The organism is Agrobacterium tumefaciens (assembly GCF_013337285.1).
Taxonomy (GTDB): domain Bacteria; phylum Pseudomonadota; class Alphaproteobacteria; order Rhizobiales; family Rhizobiaceae; genus Agrobacterium; species Agrobacterium burrii.
Genome location: NZ_SUPW01000004.1, coordinates 214,907 through 230,613, shown reverse-complemented (window position 1 = coordinate 230,613; position 15,707 = coordinate 214,907). Strand labels below are relative to the sequence as shown.

Genomic DNA, 15,707 nt, shown 5'->3' with positions numbered 1-15,707 from the left:
GAGATCAACAGTACGTAACCGTTTTTTGACAATGACCAAAAATGTATCCGAGGGGAATTATGGCACTTAACCTGAAGCAACGCCTTGAGCAGAAATTTGAGGAAGAAATCCGCTTTTTCAAGGGCATGGTCAGCCAGCCGAAAAAAGTCGGCGCCATTGTTCCGACATCGTCGATCACGGCGAAAAAAATGGCGAGTGTCATCAATCCCCATTCCGGCCTGCCGGTTCTCGAACTCGGCCCGGGCACGGGTGTCATCACCAAGGCCATTCTGGCGCGCGGCATCAAGCCGGAAAGCCTGACGGCCATCGAATATTCGACCGATTTCTACAATCAGCTGCTCAGAAGTTATCCCGGCGTCAACTTCGTCAATGGCGACGCTTTCGATCTCGATGCGACGCTCGGCGAACACAAGGGCCAGATGTTCGACAGCGTCATTTCCGCCGTACCGATGCTGAATTTCCCCATGGCCGCCCGCATCAAGCTTCTCGACGAATTGCTGAAGCGCGTACCGCACGGCCGCCCCGTCATGCAGATATCCTACGGTCCGATTTCCCCGATCGTCGCGCAGCCCCATCTTTACCACATCCGCCATTTTGATTTCATCGTGCGCAATATTCCGCCGGCACAATTGTGGACCTATACGCGGGCCTGACCACACGGCAGAATGGACAAGGCCGTCATTTCCCGGTCGTGACGGATGGTTAGGGTGTTGGTTTGCCCTTTCCATTGCCCTTGAGGACCGATTGCCATGCATGCGCTCTACATCACCCATCCCCAGGTCAAGATCGATCCGACGGTTCCTGTTCCTGAGTGGGGACTTTCGGACAGGGGTGTCGAGCGGGCGCGGGAGGCAAGTCGCCTGCCCTGGGCGCGGGCATTGCGGCACATCGTTTCCAGCGCCGAAACCAAGGCTATCGAAACCGCCCGTATCCTCGCGGAAACCTCCGGTGCGGCGATAGAGATTATCGAAGCGATGCATGAGAACGACCGGTCTGCCACCGGCTTCCTGCCGCCGCCGGAATTTGAAAAGGCAGCGGACTGGTTCTTCGCCCATCCTGACGAAAGCTTTCACGGTTGGGAAAGGGCGATCGACGCGCAGGCGCGGATCGTCGGCGCGGTCAAAACCGTTCTCGACCAGCACGACCCGCAACACCCTATCGCCTTTGTTGGCCATGGCGGCGTGGGTACGCTTTTGAAATGCCATGTCGAAGGCCGCGGCATCAGCCGCGCCAAGGACCAGCCGCCGGGCGGCGGCAATCTTTTCTGCTTTTCCATCGCCGAGTTTTCACTTGCAGCAGCGTCCCCCCCATGCGACTGGACGGCAATGGAAACATGGCAGGGATAAAACAATGACCGCGCGCGAAAAACTCATCGTCGGGCTGGATGTTCCGACTGTGCAGCAGGCCGAAGACATCGTCTCAAAAATCGGCGACGAGGTTCTGTTCTACAAGATCGGCTATCAGCTGGTATTCGCAGGCGGTCTCGAATTTGCGCGTGACCTTGTTCAAAGCGGCAAGAAGGTCTTTCTCGACATGAAGCTGCTGGACATCGACAATACCGTCGCATCCGGTGTCGAGAACATCGCCCGCATGGGTATGTCGATGCTGACCTTGCACGCCTATCCAAAGGCCATGCGTGCCGCAGTCAAGGCGGCCGAAGGCTCAGGCCTCTGCCTGCTCGGCGTCACCGTGCTGACCTCGATGGACGACAGTGATCTCGCGGAAGCCGGTTACGCCTCGGATGCCCGTTCGCTGGTGCTGCGCCGGGCGCAACAGGCGCGCGAGGCGGGCATGGGCGGCATCGTCTGTTCGGCGGAGGAATCAACCGCCGTGCGTGAAATTCTCGGTCCCGATCTTGCCGTCGTTACCCCCGGCATCCGCCCGGCGGGTGCAGATCTCGGTGATCAGAAGCGGGTGATGACGCCTTACGATGCGATCAAAGCCGGTTCGAGCCATCTGGTCGTCGCCCGTCCCATCGTCAGGGCGGAAGACCCGAAGGCGGCGGCCCGCGCCATTCTGGACGACATGCTGCGCGCCAGCTTTCCCGCAAATCAGTAAAAACCATCGGAGGAGACGAAATGGCTAAGGGATATTGGATCGCCCACGTCGATGTGCGCGATAGCGAGCGCTACAAGGACTATGTCGCGACGGCGAAGCCCGCTTTCGAGCGGTTCGGTGCCAATTTTCTGGCTAGGGGCGGCGCTTTGACCGAACTGGAAGGAAAGGCGCGCGGACGCAACGTCGTGATCGAGTTCCCCTCGGTGCAGCACGCCATCGATTGCTACAACTCGCCCGAATATCAGGCGGCGGCCAAAATCCGTCAGGACGTCGCCGATACCGATATGATGATCGTCGAAGGAATTTGACGAACTTCAATCCGATTTCCAGAACCCTGGCCACAGCTTGCGAGAACGTCTCTTCACGCGCGCGCGGCTTTGGGCTAAGAGACTGAAAAACACTTTATCGACAGCTTCTGAGGAGCCTCCCATGACCTTGGCCAACCTTCCACCCCTCGTCACCGTTTTCGGCGGTTCGGGTTTTGTCGGGCGGCATGTCGTGAGAATGCTCGCGAGACGCGGTTATCGCATCCGTGTTGCCGTGCGCCGCCCGGATCTTGCCGGTTTCCTGCAGCCACTCGGCAATGTTGGCCAGATTTCCTTTGCCCAGGCGAACCTGCGTTATCGCGACTCCATCATCAAAGCCGTCGAAGACGCTGACCATGTGGTCAATTGCGTCGGCATCCTCACTGAAAGCGGCCGCAACACCTTTGACGCCGTGCAGGAATTCGGCGCCAAAGCCATTGCCGAAGCCGCCCGCAATGTCGGTGCGACGCTGACGCATATCTCCGCGATCGGCGCGGATGCGGGTTCGCAGACCGGCTACGGCCGCACCAAGGGCCGCGCCGAGGCCGCCATTCATTCCGTTCTGCCCGGCGCCGTGATCCTGCGCCCGTCAATAATTTTCGGACCGGAAGACGATTTCTTCAACAAATTCGCCAAGATGGCCCGCAGCCTGCCGTTCCTGCCGCTGATCGGCGGTGGAAAAACCAAATTCCAGCCTGTTTATGTCGAGGATGTCGCCGAAGCCGTCGCCCGCAGTGTCGATGGCAAGCTGAAGCCCGGCGCTATCTATGAACTCGGCGGTCAGGACGTGATGACGTTCCGCGACTGTCTCGAGGCGGTTCTTGCCGCAACTTACCGTCAGCGTCCTTTCGTCAATCTGCCTTTCGGCATCGCTTCGACGATCGGCAAGATCGCTTCAATGGTGCCGCTCATCACGCCACCGCTGACGGCCGATCAGGTGACCATGCTGAAAAAGGACAATGTCGTTTCCAGCGAGGCGGAAAAGAACGGCCTGACACTGGAAGGCATCGGCATCAACCCCGTCCGTGTCGCTTCGGTTCTGCCCTCTTACATGGTGCAGTACCGCACACACGGTCAGTTCTCCAACGCCGGAAAAGCCGCCTGAAACTTCGCTTCAGGCATCGCCATTCTGAACGGAAGCGGGAGCCATTCCCGCTTTTTCTTTTTGCGCGATTGAATTGCAACCAAACCGTTATGAGTGCATTTCCCTCTCAACTGAAGGGGAGGTGCAGCATCGACAGGGGCGGGTTTGCAAAGCCGGGTAAAAGTTAACGGCCTTCGGCCGCAACACGTAAGCGTGGCACAAGCGCAACTGTGGAAAAGACTTCGCATTAACCCGGTATTCAGCAAGCTGCTTTATTGATATTGGCCACATTCCAAACATATCCCGGACCCTCAATTCACACACGGCGGCATGAGCCGCGCGAACGAACGTCTGAAAGGCAATCATAAAATGGGCAGATCTATCGCACTCTTTTTTGCGTGTGCGGCTTTGGTGGTTCTGGCGGGTTCTTTCATGGCGCCGGGAACGGTTGCAGCGGGCAAGAGCGGTTGCGCTCCCGCCTACGGCGTCGACCCCTGCGCAACGGCTTCGATCAGCACCAACTGATCGGCTTTCACAAGATTCAAAAAAAGCGCCTCTGGTTTCCCGGGGCGCTTTTTCTTTTTGGTTCGCAGGTCCGCGAGTGGATTACCCGAAGACCAGAAGCGCGATCAGGCCGAGCGACCCGATAGCAATGCGCCACCAGGCGAAGGCGGCAAAACCCCGGCGCGAGACGTAGTCCAGCAACGAGCGCACGACGAACAGGCCGGAGACGAAAGCGGCGATGAAACCGACGGCGATCAGCGCGCCGTCATCAAAGCTCAGCGCATCGCGGTTCTTGTAGAGATCGAGGGTGAAAGCGCCAAGCATGGTCGGCATCGCCAGGAAGAACGAAAATTCGGCGGCGGACCGCTTGTCCGTGCCCATCAGCAGCGAGCCGACAATGGTGGCGCCCGAGCGAGAGGTGCCAGGGATCATTGCCAGGCACTGGAAGAGGCCGATCTTGAAGGCAAGCGACGGCGGATAATCCATGATGTCGGTATATTTCGGTTTTAATGGCATGCGGTCGACAGCGAGCAATATGACGCCGCCGATAATCAGGACGACGCAAATCAGCATCGGCGTTTCGAACAGCACCGTCTTGATGAAGTCGTGCGCCAACGCGCCGATCACCGCCGCCGGCAGGAAGGCAAGCGCGACGGCCAGCACGAAGTGGCGCGCCTTGGCGCTGGTCGGCAGGGCAAGTGCGATCGATACAAGCTTTTGAAAATAAACAAGAAGGATCGCGAGGATCGCACCGAGCTGAATAAGGACGGCAAAGGTATTGCCGGGTGATTTGAAGCCGAGGAAGTGCCCGGCCAGCAGCACATGCGCCGTTGAGGAAACGGGAATAAACTCCGTCAGACCCTCGATAATGCCCAGCAGAAGCGCGCTGATGATCGATTGGTCACCCATGACGTATCCTTTTTTTCAGGGGAAAGCGGGAAGGGAATGAAATTTCGTTAAACTTGTTTTAAAGTAGCCAAGCTCTTATAGCGTCTTGATGAAGCGAAACTGAAAAAGTTTTCCGGCAAATGCCGATCATGACAACCAATTGTAAAAATTGAGTACCGATGCCAACTCTCTATCATTCTCCGATGTCGACCGCATCCCGGTTCGTTCGTCTGATCCTCGCAGAATACGGGTTCCAAACCGATCTCGTGGAAGAGCAGCCGTGGGAAAGACGGCGGGAGTTTTTGGCGCTCAATCCGGCCGGCACCCTGCCTGTCTATCTGGATGACAATATGCGTTCCCTCAGCGGGCCTTACGTGCTTGCCGAGTTTCTTGATGAAACGCATGGGGTTTTGAAACGCGACAGGCGACTTCTGGCAGAAGACCCGTTTCAGCGCGCGGAAATCCGCCGCCTGACGGAGTGGTTTCTGCAGAAGATGGAAAATGACGTGACCCGGCCGCTGGTACGGGAGCGAGTTTATAAATTGCAGATGACGACCGCGCAGGGTGGCGGGCCGCCGGATTCCAAGCTGTTGCGCACTGCCCGCAACAATATCCGCCAGCACATCAAATATCTGGAATGGCTGGCGGGTTCGCGCACATGGCTAGCCGGCGACCGGTTGAGCTATGCCGACCTTGCCGCCGCAGCCGGTGTTTCGGTGCTGGACTATCTTGGTGAGATCAACTGGCTCGAAGCGCCCATCGCCAAGGAATGGTACCAGCGGCTGAAATCCCGCCCATCGTTCCGGCCGTTCCTGAGCGAGCGTATTCCGCGCCTTGCCCCCTCCTCGCACTACGCCGACCTGGATTTTTAAGCCTCGCCTTCCCGGTTATTTGCTGCGGCCTGCGTTGAGCATATATAAGTCGCAGAATAACCCTCGGGAGAAACGACCATCGACGTTGCCAGCGACAAGCAGCGAATACGCGCCCGCAAACTGACGGATTTCGTTCGCCAGGAAGCGCTTTCGCTTGGCTTTGATCTCTGCCGCATCACCGCACCGGACAGCATTCCGCTGGCCCCGGAACGGCTGAGGTTGTTTCTCGACAAGGGTTACCACGGCACGATGGCCTGGATGGAGGAAACGGAGGCCCGCCGGGCTCAGCCGAAAACGCTATGGGGCGATGTGCGCTCCATCGTCATGTTCGGATTGAATTACGGCCCGGAGGAAGACCCGCGTGGCGTACTTTCGAAACCGGACAAGGCAGCCATTTCGGTCTATGCCCGCAATCGCGATTATCACGACATTATCAAGGGACGGCTGAAGGAAATCGCCACCCGTTTTGCGGCACGTACCGGCGAGGATGTGAAGGTCTTTGTCGATACCGCGCCGGTGATGGAAAAACCGCTTGCCGCCGCCGCAGGGCTTGGCTGGCAGGGCAAGCACACCAACCTCGTCAGCCGCACACATGGTTCCTGGCTGTTTCTCGGCAGCATGTTCACCACCGCCGAGCTCTGTCTTGATGAGGCGGAGAAGGATCATTGCGGTTCCTGTCGCGCCTGTCTTGATGCCTGTCCGACGGCCGCTTTTCCCGCCCCCTATCAGCTCGATGCGCGCCGCTGCATCTCCTATCTCACCATCGAGCATAAGGGCGTCATTCCGCACGAATTACGGCCGATGATCGGCAACCGCATCTATGGTTGCGACGATTGCCTTGCCGCCTGTCCGTGGAACAAGTTTGCAGCGAGCGCCTCCGAGATGAAATTGCAGGCGCGCGAGGACCTGAAGGAACCTTCCATTTCCTTTCTGCTGACCCTCGACGATGCCGCCTTCCGCAGCTTTTTCAGCGGCTCTCCGGTCAAACGGATCGGCCGCAACCGTTTTATCCGCAACGTGCTGATCGCGGCGGGAAACTCCGCCGACCGGCAATTCGTGAAACAATGTAAGGCGCTTGCCGAAACAGACCCCTCACCGGAGGTGCGCGGTATGGCCGCATGGGCTTTGTCACAACTTATGGACAGGGAAGAATTCCGTACATACTCTGCCACCCGCGCCCCGGAGACCGATCCGGAGGCGGAAATGGAATGGCAACTGGCAGAGGCGTGACGCATGCATGTGATGATTTTTGGCGCGGGATATTCGGGAAAAGCCATCGCAAACGCGCTGAAATCCGTGGCCGATACTATTTCCGGTACGACGCGCAGTCAGAATAAGTTTCCGAACCTCGAAGCCGCAGGCATGACGCCGTTCCTTTTTGACGGCGTCCATCTTAATGACGATCTCATCGCAGCGATGGGCAATATCACACATCTCGTCCAGTCCATCGCGCCCGGCGGGCAAGGTGATCCGTTGCTGGCGCTGCTGGGCGACGATCTGAAACGGTTTCTGCCGAAGCTGGAATGGATGACCTATCTCTCCACCGTCGGTGTTTATGGCGATCATGACGGCGCCTGGGTGGATGAAGAAAGCCCCTGTCGCCCTGTCTCCGCCCGTTCCGTGGAGCGGGTCGCTGCCGAAGCTGCCTGGACTGCGGCCGCCCAAAAAGCAAATGTGCCGCTTGTCACCCTTCGTCTGTCCGGAATTTATGGCCCCGGACGCAATGCCTTCATGAATTTCGAAAAGGGAACGGCGCGAAGGCTGGTGAAGAAAGATCAGGTGTTCAATCGCATCAGGGTCGAGGATATCGGTGCGGCACTTGCCTTTCTGGCACGGAAAAACGAGCACGGCATCTTCAACGTCACGGATGACGAACCCAGCCCGCCGCAGGATGTGGTGAGCTTCGCCGCGACGTTGATGGGTGTGGAGCCGCCGCCCGAACAGGCATTCGAAACCGCCGATCTGACCCCTATGGCGCGCTCCTTCTACGGCGAGAACAAGCGTGTTTCCAACGCTAAAATACGCAGTCTCGGCTTCAATTTCGACTTTCCGGAGTACAAAATCTCGCTGACGGAGTTGTGGGCAAACGGTCTCTGGCGAGGCTGAAGACGTAGCCGTTAAAAGCGATGAAAAATCCTTCCAAACCTACTTTTGAGGATGGTTTTCGTCGCATTTTGGTCAATTAGGACTTTATTAACCAAACAAAATTCACTAAAATCATAGCAATTAGAAAAATATTTCACTCACATTTCGTGAAGTGGATTCACGAAGCCGTGACTTGTAACAGCATTTCGATTGCGCGTTGATTCTGCGTTATTTTTTCCATTTTCTTATCCGTCCGCCCTACGGACACCTTTCCGGCTAATGATCACGAATATTACAGTCTGTAACACTTCGTGATTTGAGCTTAGCTTTTTTTCGCCATTTTTCCCTCGCCCTACAATCTCGCATCAAAAGGCGTTCAGGCCAGTTCATGGTCGTTTAGCAAGGGCACAATCAATCGGCGCGGGGCCGATTTTCAGGGAAGCACAGTTTGTTGAATATCCGTCGTATAACTTTCACCGCTGCAACTATAGCCGCCTGTTCCATCATCGCGCCTCTTCAGGCGAATGCGGCAAATGGTTGTGGAGGCGCATCGTGGTATGCGTTGACCTCCAAGACTGCTTCGGGCGAGCGTATGAACGCCGCCAACCTGACCGCCGCTCACCGCTCGCTGCGGTTCGGCACCAAGGTCAAGGTTACCAACGCGCGCAACGGCAAGGCCGTGGTGGTGCGCATCAATGACCGCGGTCCGTTCATCAAGGGTCGCGTTCTCGATCTTTCCAAGGCTGCCGCCAAGAACATCGGCATGATCAGCTCTGGCACAGCCAAGGTCTGCTACGAGATCGTCAAGGCCGATTGAGCCTTGCCCTCGCCGCCATTCGCGTCTACCAACCGGGCTTATCAGCAAAAGAGGTAGACAATGCGTTTGGGCGGGCGTTTGGCCGGAGCAATCGAAGTATTGGCGGATATCGAGGGACGCAGGCGTCCCGTCGCCGATGCCTTGAAGGACTGGGGCCTTGCCCATCGTTTCGCGGGATCCGGCGACCGGGCTGCGATCGGCAACATCGTCTACGACGCGCTGCGCATGAAGCTGTCGCACGCCTGGCTGATGGATGACGACAGCGCCGCCTCGCTTGGTTATGCCGTGCTGCTGCGCCAATGGGGCAAAAGCTTTTCGGAACTGGCGGCGGAATTCGATGGCGACAAGTTCGCCCCCGCCGCACCAGACGAACAAAGGCAGCAGGCCTTTCTCTCCCGCTCTCTCGGTGACGCGCCGGCCCATATTCAGGGCGATATTCCCGAATGGGTGCAATCTTCCCTCGAAACGGCATTTGGTGAAAACTGGCTTACTGAAGCGCAGGCGCTGAATGAGCGGCCGACCCTTGACCTGCGCGCCAACACGCTGAAGGCAACCCGCGACAAGGTGCTGAAGGCGCTTGCGGAAAGCGGCGCGGAAGCCACCCGGATCGCCCGTCAGGGTGTTCGCATCCCCGCCGGCGAAGGCCCTTCCCGCCTGCCGAACGTCACCGCCGAACTCTCCTTCCAGAAGGGTTGGTTCGAAGTGCAGGACGAGGGTTCGCAGATCGTAGCCGATCTCGCCGGCGCGCATGAGGGCGAACAGATACTCGATTATTGCGCCGGAGGCGGCGGCAAGACGCTGGCCATGGCCGCCAGCATGAATAATAAAGGCCAGGTTCACGCCTTCGACGCCGACCGCAAGCGGCTTGCGCCGATCATCGAGCGGCTGAAGCGGGCCGGCACCCGCAATGTGCAGGTCCATGATCGTACAGCAGGGCTTGTGCCCTTCCAGGGAAAATTCGACCGCGTTCTAGTGGATGCGCCCTGCACCGGCACCGGCACATGGCGCCGCCGCCCCGACACCAAATGGCGGCTGACGGCACGCAACCTAGAAGAACGCGTGCAGCAGCAGGGTGAGGCGCTGTCGCAGGCCAAGGGTTTCGTGCGGCCGGGCGGCGAGTTGCTTTATGTCACCTGCTCCGTTCTGCCTGAGGAAAACGAACAGCAGGTCAGGCGTTTCTGCGAGGAAAATCCCGAATTTGTCATCGGTTCTGCGCTGGAGCGCTGGCAGACGACTTTCGGTGCAAATGCGAACAAACCGCATTCCTCCGACGGAAAGACAGTGACGCTGACGCCTGCAACCACAGATACGGACGGTTTCTTCTTCTGCTTGATGAAGCGCAAAGCATAAAAGCCGATTTGCACGCAGTGATTTTACTTGCGAAATACCGCCCGAGCTTGTTTCAAAGCATTCTAAACTAGAATGTTTGACACAAGTTTGTGATTGGGTCAGAACTCCCCTGCTGTGGCGTGAAGTCATTTCATGGCCGCCAAAGGAGAGGGATCATGATCCGCAAAACCATTCTCAGCGCCTCTTTCGCGCTTCTTGCCGCATCGGCGGCTTTCACCGCGCTTCCCGCACAGGCCGCCACTGACGCGGCGGCTGTCGTCAAGCATTACGCCGATGTCGCGCACGCGAAATACGAGGATTCGCTGACCACGGCGAAGGCGCTGGACAAGGCGATCGACGCATTGATCGCAACTCCGAGCGAAGAAACCCTGAAGGCCGCCCGTGAAGCCTGGATCAAGGCGCGCGTTCCCTACCAGCAGTCGGAAGTCTACCGTTTCGGCAATCCTCTCGTTGATGCCTGGGAAGGCAAGGTCAACGCCTGGCCGCTGGATGAAGGCCTGATCGATTATGTTGACGGTTCCTACGGCACGGAAAGCGACGAGAACGAGCTTTACGTCGCCAACCTTATCGCTAATCCGAAAATCAAAATCAGCGGTGAAGAGGTCGACGCCTCCAAGATCACCCCTGAACTGATCGAGAGCCTGCACGAGGCGGGCGATGTCGAAGCCAATGTGACGACTGGCTACCACGCCATCGAGTTCCTGCTCTGGGGCCAGGATCTGAACGGCACCGGACCGGGCACGGGCAACCGTCCCTATACCGATTACGACAAGGCAAAATGCACCAATGGCAATTGCGACCGTCGCGCTGATTACCTGAAATCCGCCTCCACCCTGCTGATCAAGGATCTTCAGGAGATGGTGGACGCCTGGGCGCCGGAAGGCGAAGCCACGAAGACGGTGGAAGCCGACCCGAAAGCCGGCCTTACCGCCATTCTCACCGGCATGGGTTCGCTCTCCTATGGCGAATTGGCCGGCGAGCGCATGAAGCTTGGCCTGCTGCTGCACGACCCGGAAGAGGAGCATGACTGCTTCTCAGACAACACCTATAATTCGCATCTGAACGACGCCATCGGCATCGCTTCGGCCTATACCGGTGAATATACCCGCGTGGACGGCACGAAGATGACCGGCGCCTCGCTGGCGGAACTCGTCGGCGCCAAGGACAAGGCGCTGAACGACGAAATGACGGCGAAGCTGAACAAGACGCTCGACGCCATGCATGCGATGGAAAAGCGCGCCCAGACCGTTGAAGCCTATGACCAGATGATCGGCGAAGGCAACAAGGAAGGCAATGCCGTGGTTCAGGCGGCCATCGACGGTCTTATCGACCAGACGAAAACCGTTGAACGCGTCATTGCTGCGCTTGATCTCGGCAAGATCGAGCTTGAAGGATCTGACAGCCTCGACAATCCCAATACCGTTTTCAAATAAGCTTTACGACGGGCCGCAGACCGCTGCGGCCCGTTATTTCCAGACGCTTCCGATTCAATGACAATTTTGCTGTTGCCGATCCGCACGCCGTTCTTCTTCGCCGGGGCAGCCTGCCTCGTGGCGTCGATATCTCTTGCCGAACCGGTGCGTGGCGATCTGACGGAGAAAGACCATAACCGTGTTCAGGCCGTGACCGCGCCGACGACGGATTTTACCAGGCCCGAGCCCTTCGAGGCCATGTCCGGCGGCGCAACGACCAGTACCAACAAAGCCGATAGCGGCGCGTTTTCGCATCCTTCCGCCACCATGCAATTCGAGCGGAAGCAGGATTTCAAGCTCGGCAATGCGCTGTTCCAGAAGCTCTGGGTCTCCTCCCCCTCCTCCACACAGGCATCGGACGGGCTGGGGCCGCTTTATAATGCGCGATCCTGCCAGACCTGCCATGTGAAGGATGGCAGAGGCCGCCCGCCTCTTGCCGGGGAAGACGCCGTCTCCCTGTTTCTGCGGTTGGCGCGACCGGCCCGAAACGAGGCGGAACGTACCGCGATTGCGCGCCACGAGGTGCTGAACTTCCCCGACGAGACCTATGGCCGGCAATTGCAGAACCTTGCCATTCCCGGCCTTCCAGCCGAGGGCAAGCCGGTCATTTCCTACTCTGAAACGCCCGTGCGCCTCTTAGATGGAGAGGTGGCGATGCTGCGCAAGCCTGCCTATGCCGTAGCGGACCTCCAATATGGCCCGCTTGGCGCCGACACGACGGTTTCGGCGCGGATCGCCATGCCAACCCTCGGGCTTGGCCTGATCGAGGCCATTGCCGATATCGATATTCTGGTCAAAGCCGATCCCGATGACAAGAATGGCGATGGCATTGCCGGCCGCCCTGCGTGGGTCAGGGATCATCGCACCGGCGAGTTGAAACTTGGGCGGTTCGGCTGGAAAGCCCAAAATGCAAGCGTTCGCGATCAGAGCGCCAGCGCGTTCTCCCACGATATCGGCATCTCCACGGCGGATGCACCGAACGCCTATGGTGATTGCACCGAAACCCAGAAGGACTGTCTTGCCATGCCGACCGGCGTGCAGCCACGGCTGGGGCCGGTGGAGGCCTCTGACCCCGTTCTCGACCTTGTAGCCTTTTACACTGAAAACCTTGCCGTACCGCAGCGCCGCAACGCCGGTGATCCGACCGCTCTGCGGGGAAAGCAGCTTTTCTACACCTCCGGCTGCACGGCCTGCCATACGCCGAAATTTGTCACCCGCCGTGATGCGAGCGACCCCATGCATTCTTTCCAGCTGATCTGGCCCTATTCGGATTTCCTGCTGCATGACATGGGAGAGGAGCTTGCCGATGGCCAGCACGTGGGCGAAGCGAGCGGGAGACAATGGCGAACGCAGCCTCTCTGGGGCATCGGCCTGACGCGAAGCGTCAATGGCAATGGTTTTTACCTGCATGACGGGCGGGCGCGCAGCCTGACAGAAGCAATATTGTGGCACGGCGGCGAAGGGCAAAAAGCGCGCGACGCCTTTGCCGCCTTGCAAAAATCCGACCGGCAGGCTTTGCTGGCTTTTCTGGAGTCCCTTTGATGAAAAATGCCATGCGAAAAATATCCGGCCTCGTTTCCGTGCTGCTGCTTTTGACCAATCAGCCGACGATGGCGCAGGATGTGGAACTGATGCCGCCGCCACCGCTCGACCCCGCACAGGTACGGAGCGTTATGGAAAAGGCGGTGAACGGCTTCATACGCCCCGGTTACGACCACTTCCGGCAATCGGCAGACAGGCTCGAAGGCAGCATGAAGGCCTTCTGCGCAGCGCCCTCCAAAACGACGGATGAGGCGGCCAAGGCAGCCTTTGCCGATACGGTAGCGAACTGGTCGACCATCGAGATCGTGCGGGTCGGCCCTGTCATCGAGCAGAACCGTTTCGAACGCGTGCTTTATTACCCCGACAAGAAGGGGCTGGGGCTGAAACAGGTGCAGCGTTACCTCTCGGAAAAGGATGAGAGCGTCACCAGCGCCGACGGCCTGAAGGGCAAGAGTGTCGCGGCGCAGGGGCTTGGCGCGCTGGAATTCGTGCTTTACGGCACTGGCGCGGAAGAACTGCTCGACAAAATGGGGGATTTCCGCTGCCGCTTCGGCGCGGCCATCGCCGGCAATATCGCCAATGTGGCGGCCGAGCTTTCCGACAGCTGGAACGCCCCTGATGGCGCGCAGAAAAACTGGACGCAGCCCGGAGCGGACAATCCGGTCTTTCGAGACGAGCGCGAGGCCCTGGTTGCCCTGCTCGGCATTCTCGTGCATGGCTCAGAGGCGATCCGTGACCAGCGGATCGAAACCTTCTATAAGAGGCCTGACAAGGCGCGGTTTCCCCGTACCGCCATTTACTGGCGCTCCGGCCTGACGTGGAAGAGCATTGCCACCAACATCAAGGCCGTTCAGACCCTGCTGCACACCGCCGATATGGTCGAACTCGTGCCGCCCGATCAGCGCTCCATCGTTAATTCAATCGACTTCATCGCCAAGTCGATGATCCGCATTTCCGGAACAATCGATACGGACGTGGAAAAGGCGCTGGAAAAAGATGATCAGCGCGCCAAGGTGGATTACCTGCTCCTCAACGGCAAAGACCTGATCTACCGTCTCAATGACCAATATGGCGGCGCGATCGGCCTCAGCTCCGGCTTTTCCTTCGCCGACGGGGACTGAGCCGATGATATCAGGCGCCAAACGGATGCTGATAGATCGGCGCAGCTTCATCAAGGCGGTGGGCATTCCCTTTCTCGCCACGCTGGCTCCCCGTTCACTTTATGCGCTGGAACGCACAGACGCCGTCTTTGCTTCTGCCTTCCGCGCCCGTGACGGCTCCTACGGTATTGCGACGGTGAGCGAGCGTGGCGAGATCATCGACCGTGTTGCGCTTCCCGCCCGCGCGCATGGAATGGCGACGAGCCACGCCACGGGCACGACCGTGGCCTTTGCGCGCCGGCCCGGCACCTTCTTCATGGCCTTCGATCCCGCGCGGCACCGCGAACCGATTGTGATGCACACGCCGGAGAACCGCCATTTCTATGGCCACGGGCAATTTTCCCCCGATGGCGCAATTCTCTATGCCAGCGAAAACGACTTCGACGGCAATCGCGGTGTTATCGGGCTTTACGACGCCAAAAATGGATTTGCCCGTATCGGCGAATACGATGCCCACGGCGTCGGTACGCATGATATGACGGTGAGCGATGACGGGCGGCTGATCGTGATCGCCAATGGCGGCATCGAAACCCACCCGGATTTCGGCCGTACCAAGCTCAATATCGACAGCATGCAACCCTCTCTCGTGCTTCTGGATGCCGCAACGGGCCAGTTAATCCAGAAACATACGATGCCGGACCGGCTGCGGCAGCTTTCCACCCGCCATGTAGACCTTGGCAATGACGGTCGCGTCTGGTTCGCATGCCAATATGAGGGACCACGCAACGATCTGCCGCCACTGGTCGGCCATTTCGCCAAGGGCGAGGATTTGGCCTTCGTCGACCTGCCGGAGGAAACGACGGTGCGCCTTGCCAATTATGTCGGCGCCATCGCCGTCAACCGGCGCGAGGGGCTGGTGGGTCTGACGTCGCCCAATGGCAATGCCGCGGTGACGCTGGATGCGAAAACCGGGCGGGTGGTTTCAGAGGTAAGCGTGCGCGACGCAGCGGGCGTTGCACCCTCCGCCCGGGGGATTGCGGTTTCTTCCTATGATGGATTTTTCGAAACCCTGCGCAGTGACGTGGCATGGGACCAGCATATCGTGCGCATCGCCAGCTAAAATACTGAAAAGGCACGGGAACCAAAGCGCGGCCGGCGCATTGGAAGCGTCATGAAAAACCTCAACGTGTATATTGTTTTCGTGGTTGCAGTTGTTGCCGTTGGGGCGCTGATCGGCGTCAACAATGTGCCCGGCGAATGGTATCAATCACTGCAAAAGCCGTTCTTCAATCCGCCTAACTGGATTTTCGGGCCGGTCTGGACGACGCTTTACGTGCTGATCGGCATCGCCGGCGCACGGACATGGATCAGGAAGCGGATGGGGACACGCATGCGCCTCTGGTTCACCCAGATGGTGCTGAATTTCCTGTGGTCGCCGATCTTTTTCGGCATGCAAAGCCCGGCGGGCGCACTGGTCATCATCGTGCCGATGCTGATCTGCATCCTCGCCTTCATCGCACTCACCTATCGCCGTGACAGGATATCGATGTGGCTTTTCGTTCCTTATGCCCTCTGGGTTGGCTTCGCCACCCTGCTGAATGCGAGTATCGGCCTCCTGACCTAAATGACT

General features: G+C 58.7%; 16 protein-coding genes. 15 read left to right on the top strand and 1 reads right to left on the bottom strand.

All coding sequences use genetic code 11. The features are described from left to right. Positions 1 to 59: 59 nt before the first annotated feature. From pmtA to FCH38_RS13995, 5 genes are all read left to right on the top strand, one after another. The gene (gene pmtA / locus FCH38_RS14015) at positions 60 to 653 is read left to right on the top strand and encodes a phospholipid N-methyltransferase PmtA (protein WP_149898373.1); all 594 of its coding nucleotides are present in this window, start codon (positions 60 to 62) and stop codon (positions 651 to 653) included. A gap of 96 nt (positions 654 to 749) precedes the next feature. Beyond that, the gene (locus FCH38_RS14010; RefSeq protein ID WP_153515216.1) at positions 750 to 1,346 is read left to right on the top strand and encodes a histidine phosphatase family protein; all 597 of its coding nucleotides are present in this window, start codon (positions 750 to 752) and stop codon (positions 1,344 to 1,346) included. Positions 1,347 to 1,350: 4 nt separating this feature from the next. Beyond that, complete coding sequence (gene pyrF / locus FCH38_RS14005) at positions 1,351 to 2,058, top strand: orotidine-5'-phosphate decarboxylase (RefSeq protein ID WP_046799272.1); 708 nt, start codon at positions 1,351 to 1,353, stop codon at positions 2,056 to 2,058. Positions 2,059 to 2,078: 20 nt separating this feature from the next. Next, the gene (locus FCH38_RS14000; RefSeq protein WP_174374130.1) at positions 2,079 to 2,366 is read left to right on the top strand and encodes a DUF1330 domain-containing protein; all 288 of its coding nucleotides are present in this window, start codon (positions 2,079 to 2,081) and stop codon (positions 2,364 to 2,366) included. 121 nt (positions 2,367 to 2,487) lie between these two features. Next, complete coding sequence (locus FCH38_RS13995) at positions 2,488 to 3,468, top strand: complex I NDUFA9 subunit family protein (protein ID WP_153515218.1); 981 nt, start codon at positions 2,488 to 2,490, stop codon at positions 3,466 to 3,468. A gap of 585 nt (positions 3,469 to 4,053) precedes the next feature. Here FCH38_RS13995 and FCH38_RS13990 read toward each other — a convergent pair. Further along, positions 4,054 to 4,860, bottom strand: coding sequence for an undecaprenyl-diphosphate phosphatase (locus FCH38_RS13990; protein ID WP_174374129.1), 807 nt, complete (start codon positions 4,858 to 4,860; stop codon positions 4,054 to 4,056). 158 nt (positions 4,861 to 5,018) lie between these two features. Between FCH38_RS13990 and FCH38_RS13985 the strand changes: the two genes are divergently transcribed. The 10 genes from FCH38_RS13985 (at position 5,019) to FCH38_RS13940 (ending at position 15,701) form a co-directional block, all read left to right on the top strand. Then, positions 5,019 to 5,711, top strand: coding sequence for a glutathione S-transferase family protein (locus FCH38_RS13985; RefSeq protein WP_142840881.1), 693 nt, complete (start codon positions 5,019 to 5,021; stop codon positions 5,709 to 5,711). A gap of 78 nt (positions 5,712 to 5,789) precedes the next feature. Next, positions 5,790 to 6,941: a tRNA epoxyqueuosine(34) reductase QueG gene (gene queG, locus FCH38_RS13980; protein WP_174374200.1), complete on the top strand. Its 1,152-nt coding sequence runs from the start codon at positions 5,790 to 5,792 to the stop codon at positions 6,939 to 6,941. Positions 6,942 to 6,944: 3 nt separating this feature from the next. Continuing rightward, entirely contained in the window at positions 6,945 to 7,817 is an 873-nt protein-coding gene (locus FCH38_RS13975; protein ID WP_174374128.1) for an SDR family oxidoreductase, read from the top strand. 427 nt (positions 7,818 to 8,244) lie between these two features. Further along, positions 8,245 to 8,613, top strand: coding sequence for a septal ring lytic transglycosylase RlpA family protein (locus FCH38_RS13970; protein WP_035219318.1), 369 nt, complete (start codon positions 8,245 to 8,247; stop codon positions 8,611 to 8,613). A 60-nt stretch (positions 8,614 to 8,673) separates the two neighbouring features. Then, the gene (locus FCH38_RS13965; RefSeq protein WP_149898365.1) at positions 8,674 to 9,963 is read left to right on the top strand and encodes an RsmB/NOP family class I SAM-dependent RNA methyltransferase; all 1,290 of its coding nucleotides are present in this window, start codon (positions 8,674 to 8,676) and stop codon (positions 9,961 to 9,963) included. Between the two features lie 155 nt (positions 9,964 to 10,118). After that, positions 10,119 to 11,396 carry an imelysin family protein gene (locus FCH38_RS13960; protein WP_174374127.1) on the top strand — a complete coding sequence of 426 codons (1,278 nt, stop codon included), beginning with the start codon at positions 10,119 to 10,121 and terminating at the stop codon, positions 11,394 to 11,396. Positions 11,397 to 11,453: 57 nt separating this feature from the next. Beyond that, on the top strand, positions 11,454 to 12,977 hold the full coding sequence (locus FCH38_RS13955) for a di-heme oxidoredictase family protein (protein WP_174374126.1): 1,524 nt from the start codon (positions 11,454 to 11,456) through the stop codon (positions 12,975 to 12,977). Beyond that, complete coding sequence (locus FCH38_RS13950) at positions 12,977 to 14,098, top strand: imelysin family protein (RefSeq protein WP_174374125.1); 1,122 nt, start codon at positions 12,977 to 12,979, stop codon at positions 14,096 to 14,098. The genes FCH38_RS13955 and FCH38_RS13950 overlap by 1 nt, the downstream gene beginning before the upstream one ends. Positions 14,099 to 14,102: 4 nt before the next feature. Beyond that, positions 14,103 to 15,197, top strand: a complete 1,095-nt coding sequence (locus tag FCH38_RS13945; protein WP_153515225.1) for a DUF1513 domain-containing protein — start codon at positions 14,103 to 14,105, stop codon at positions 15,195 to 15,197. 51 nt (positions 15,198 to 15,248) lie between these two features. Further along, positions 15,249 to 15,701, top strand: a complete 453-nt coding sequence (locus FCH38_RS13940; RefSeq protein WP_174374124.1) for a TspO/MBR family protein — start codon at positions 15,249 to 15,251, stop codon at positions 15,699 to 15,701. The last annotated feature ends 6 nt before the right edge of the window (positions 15,702 to 15,707 follow it).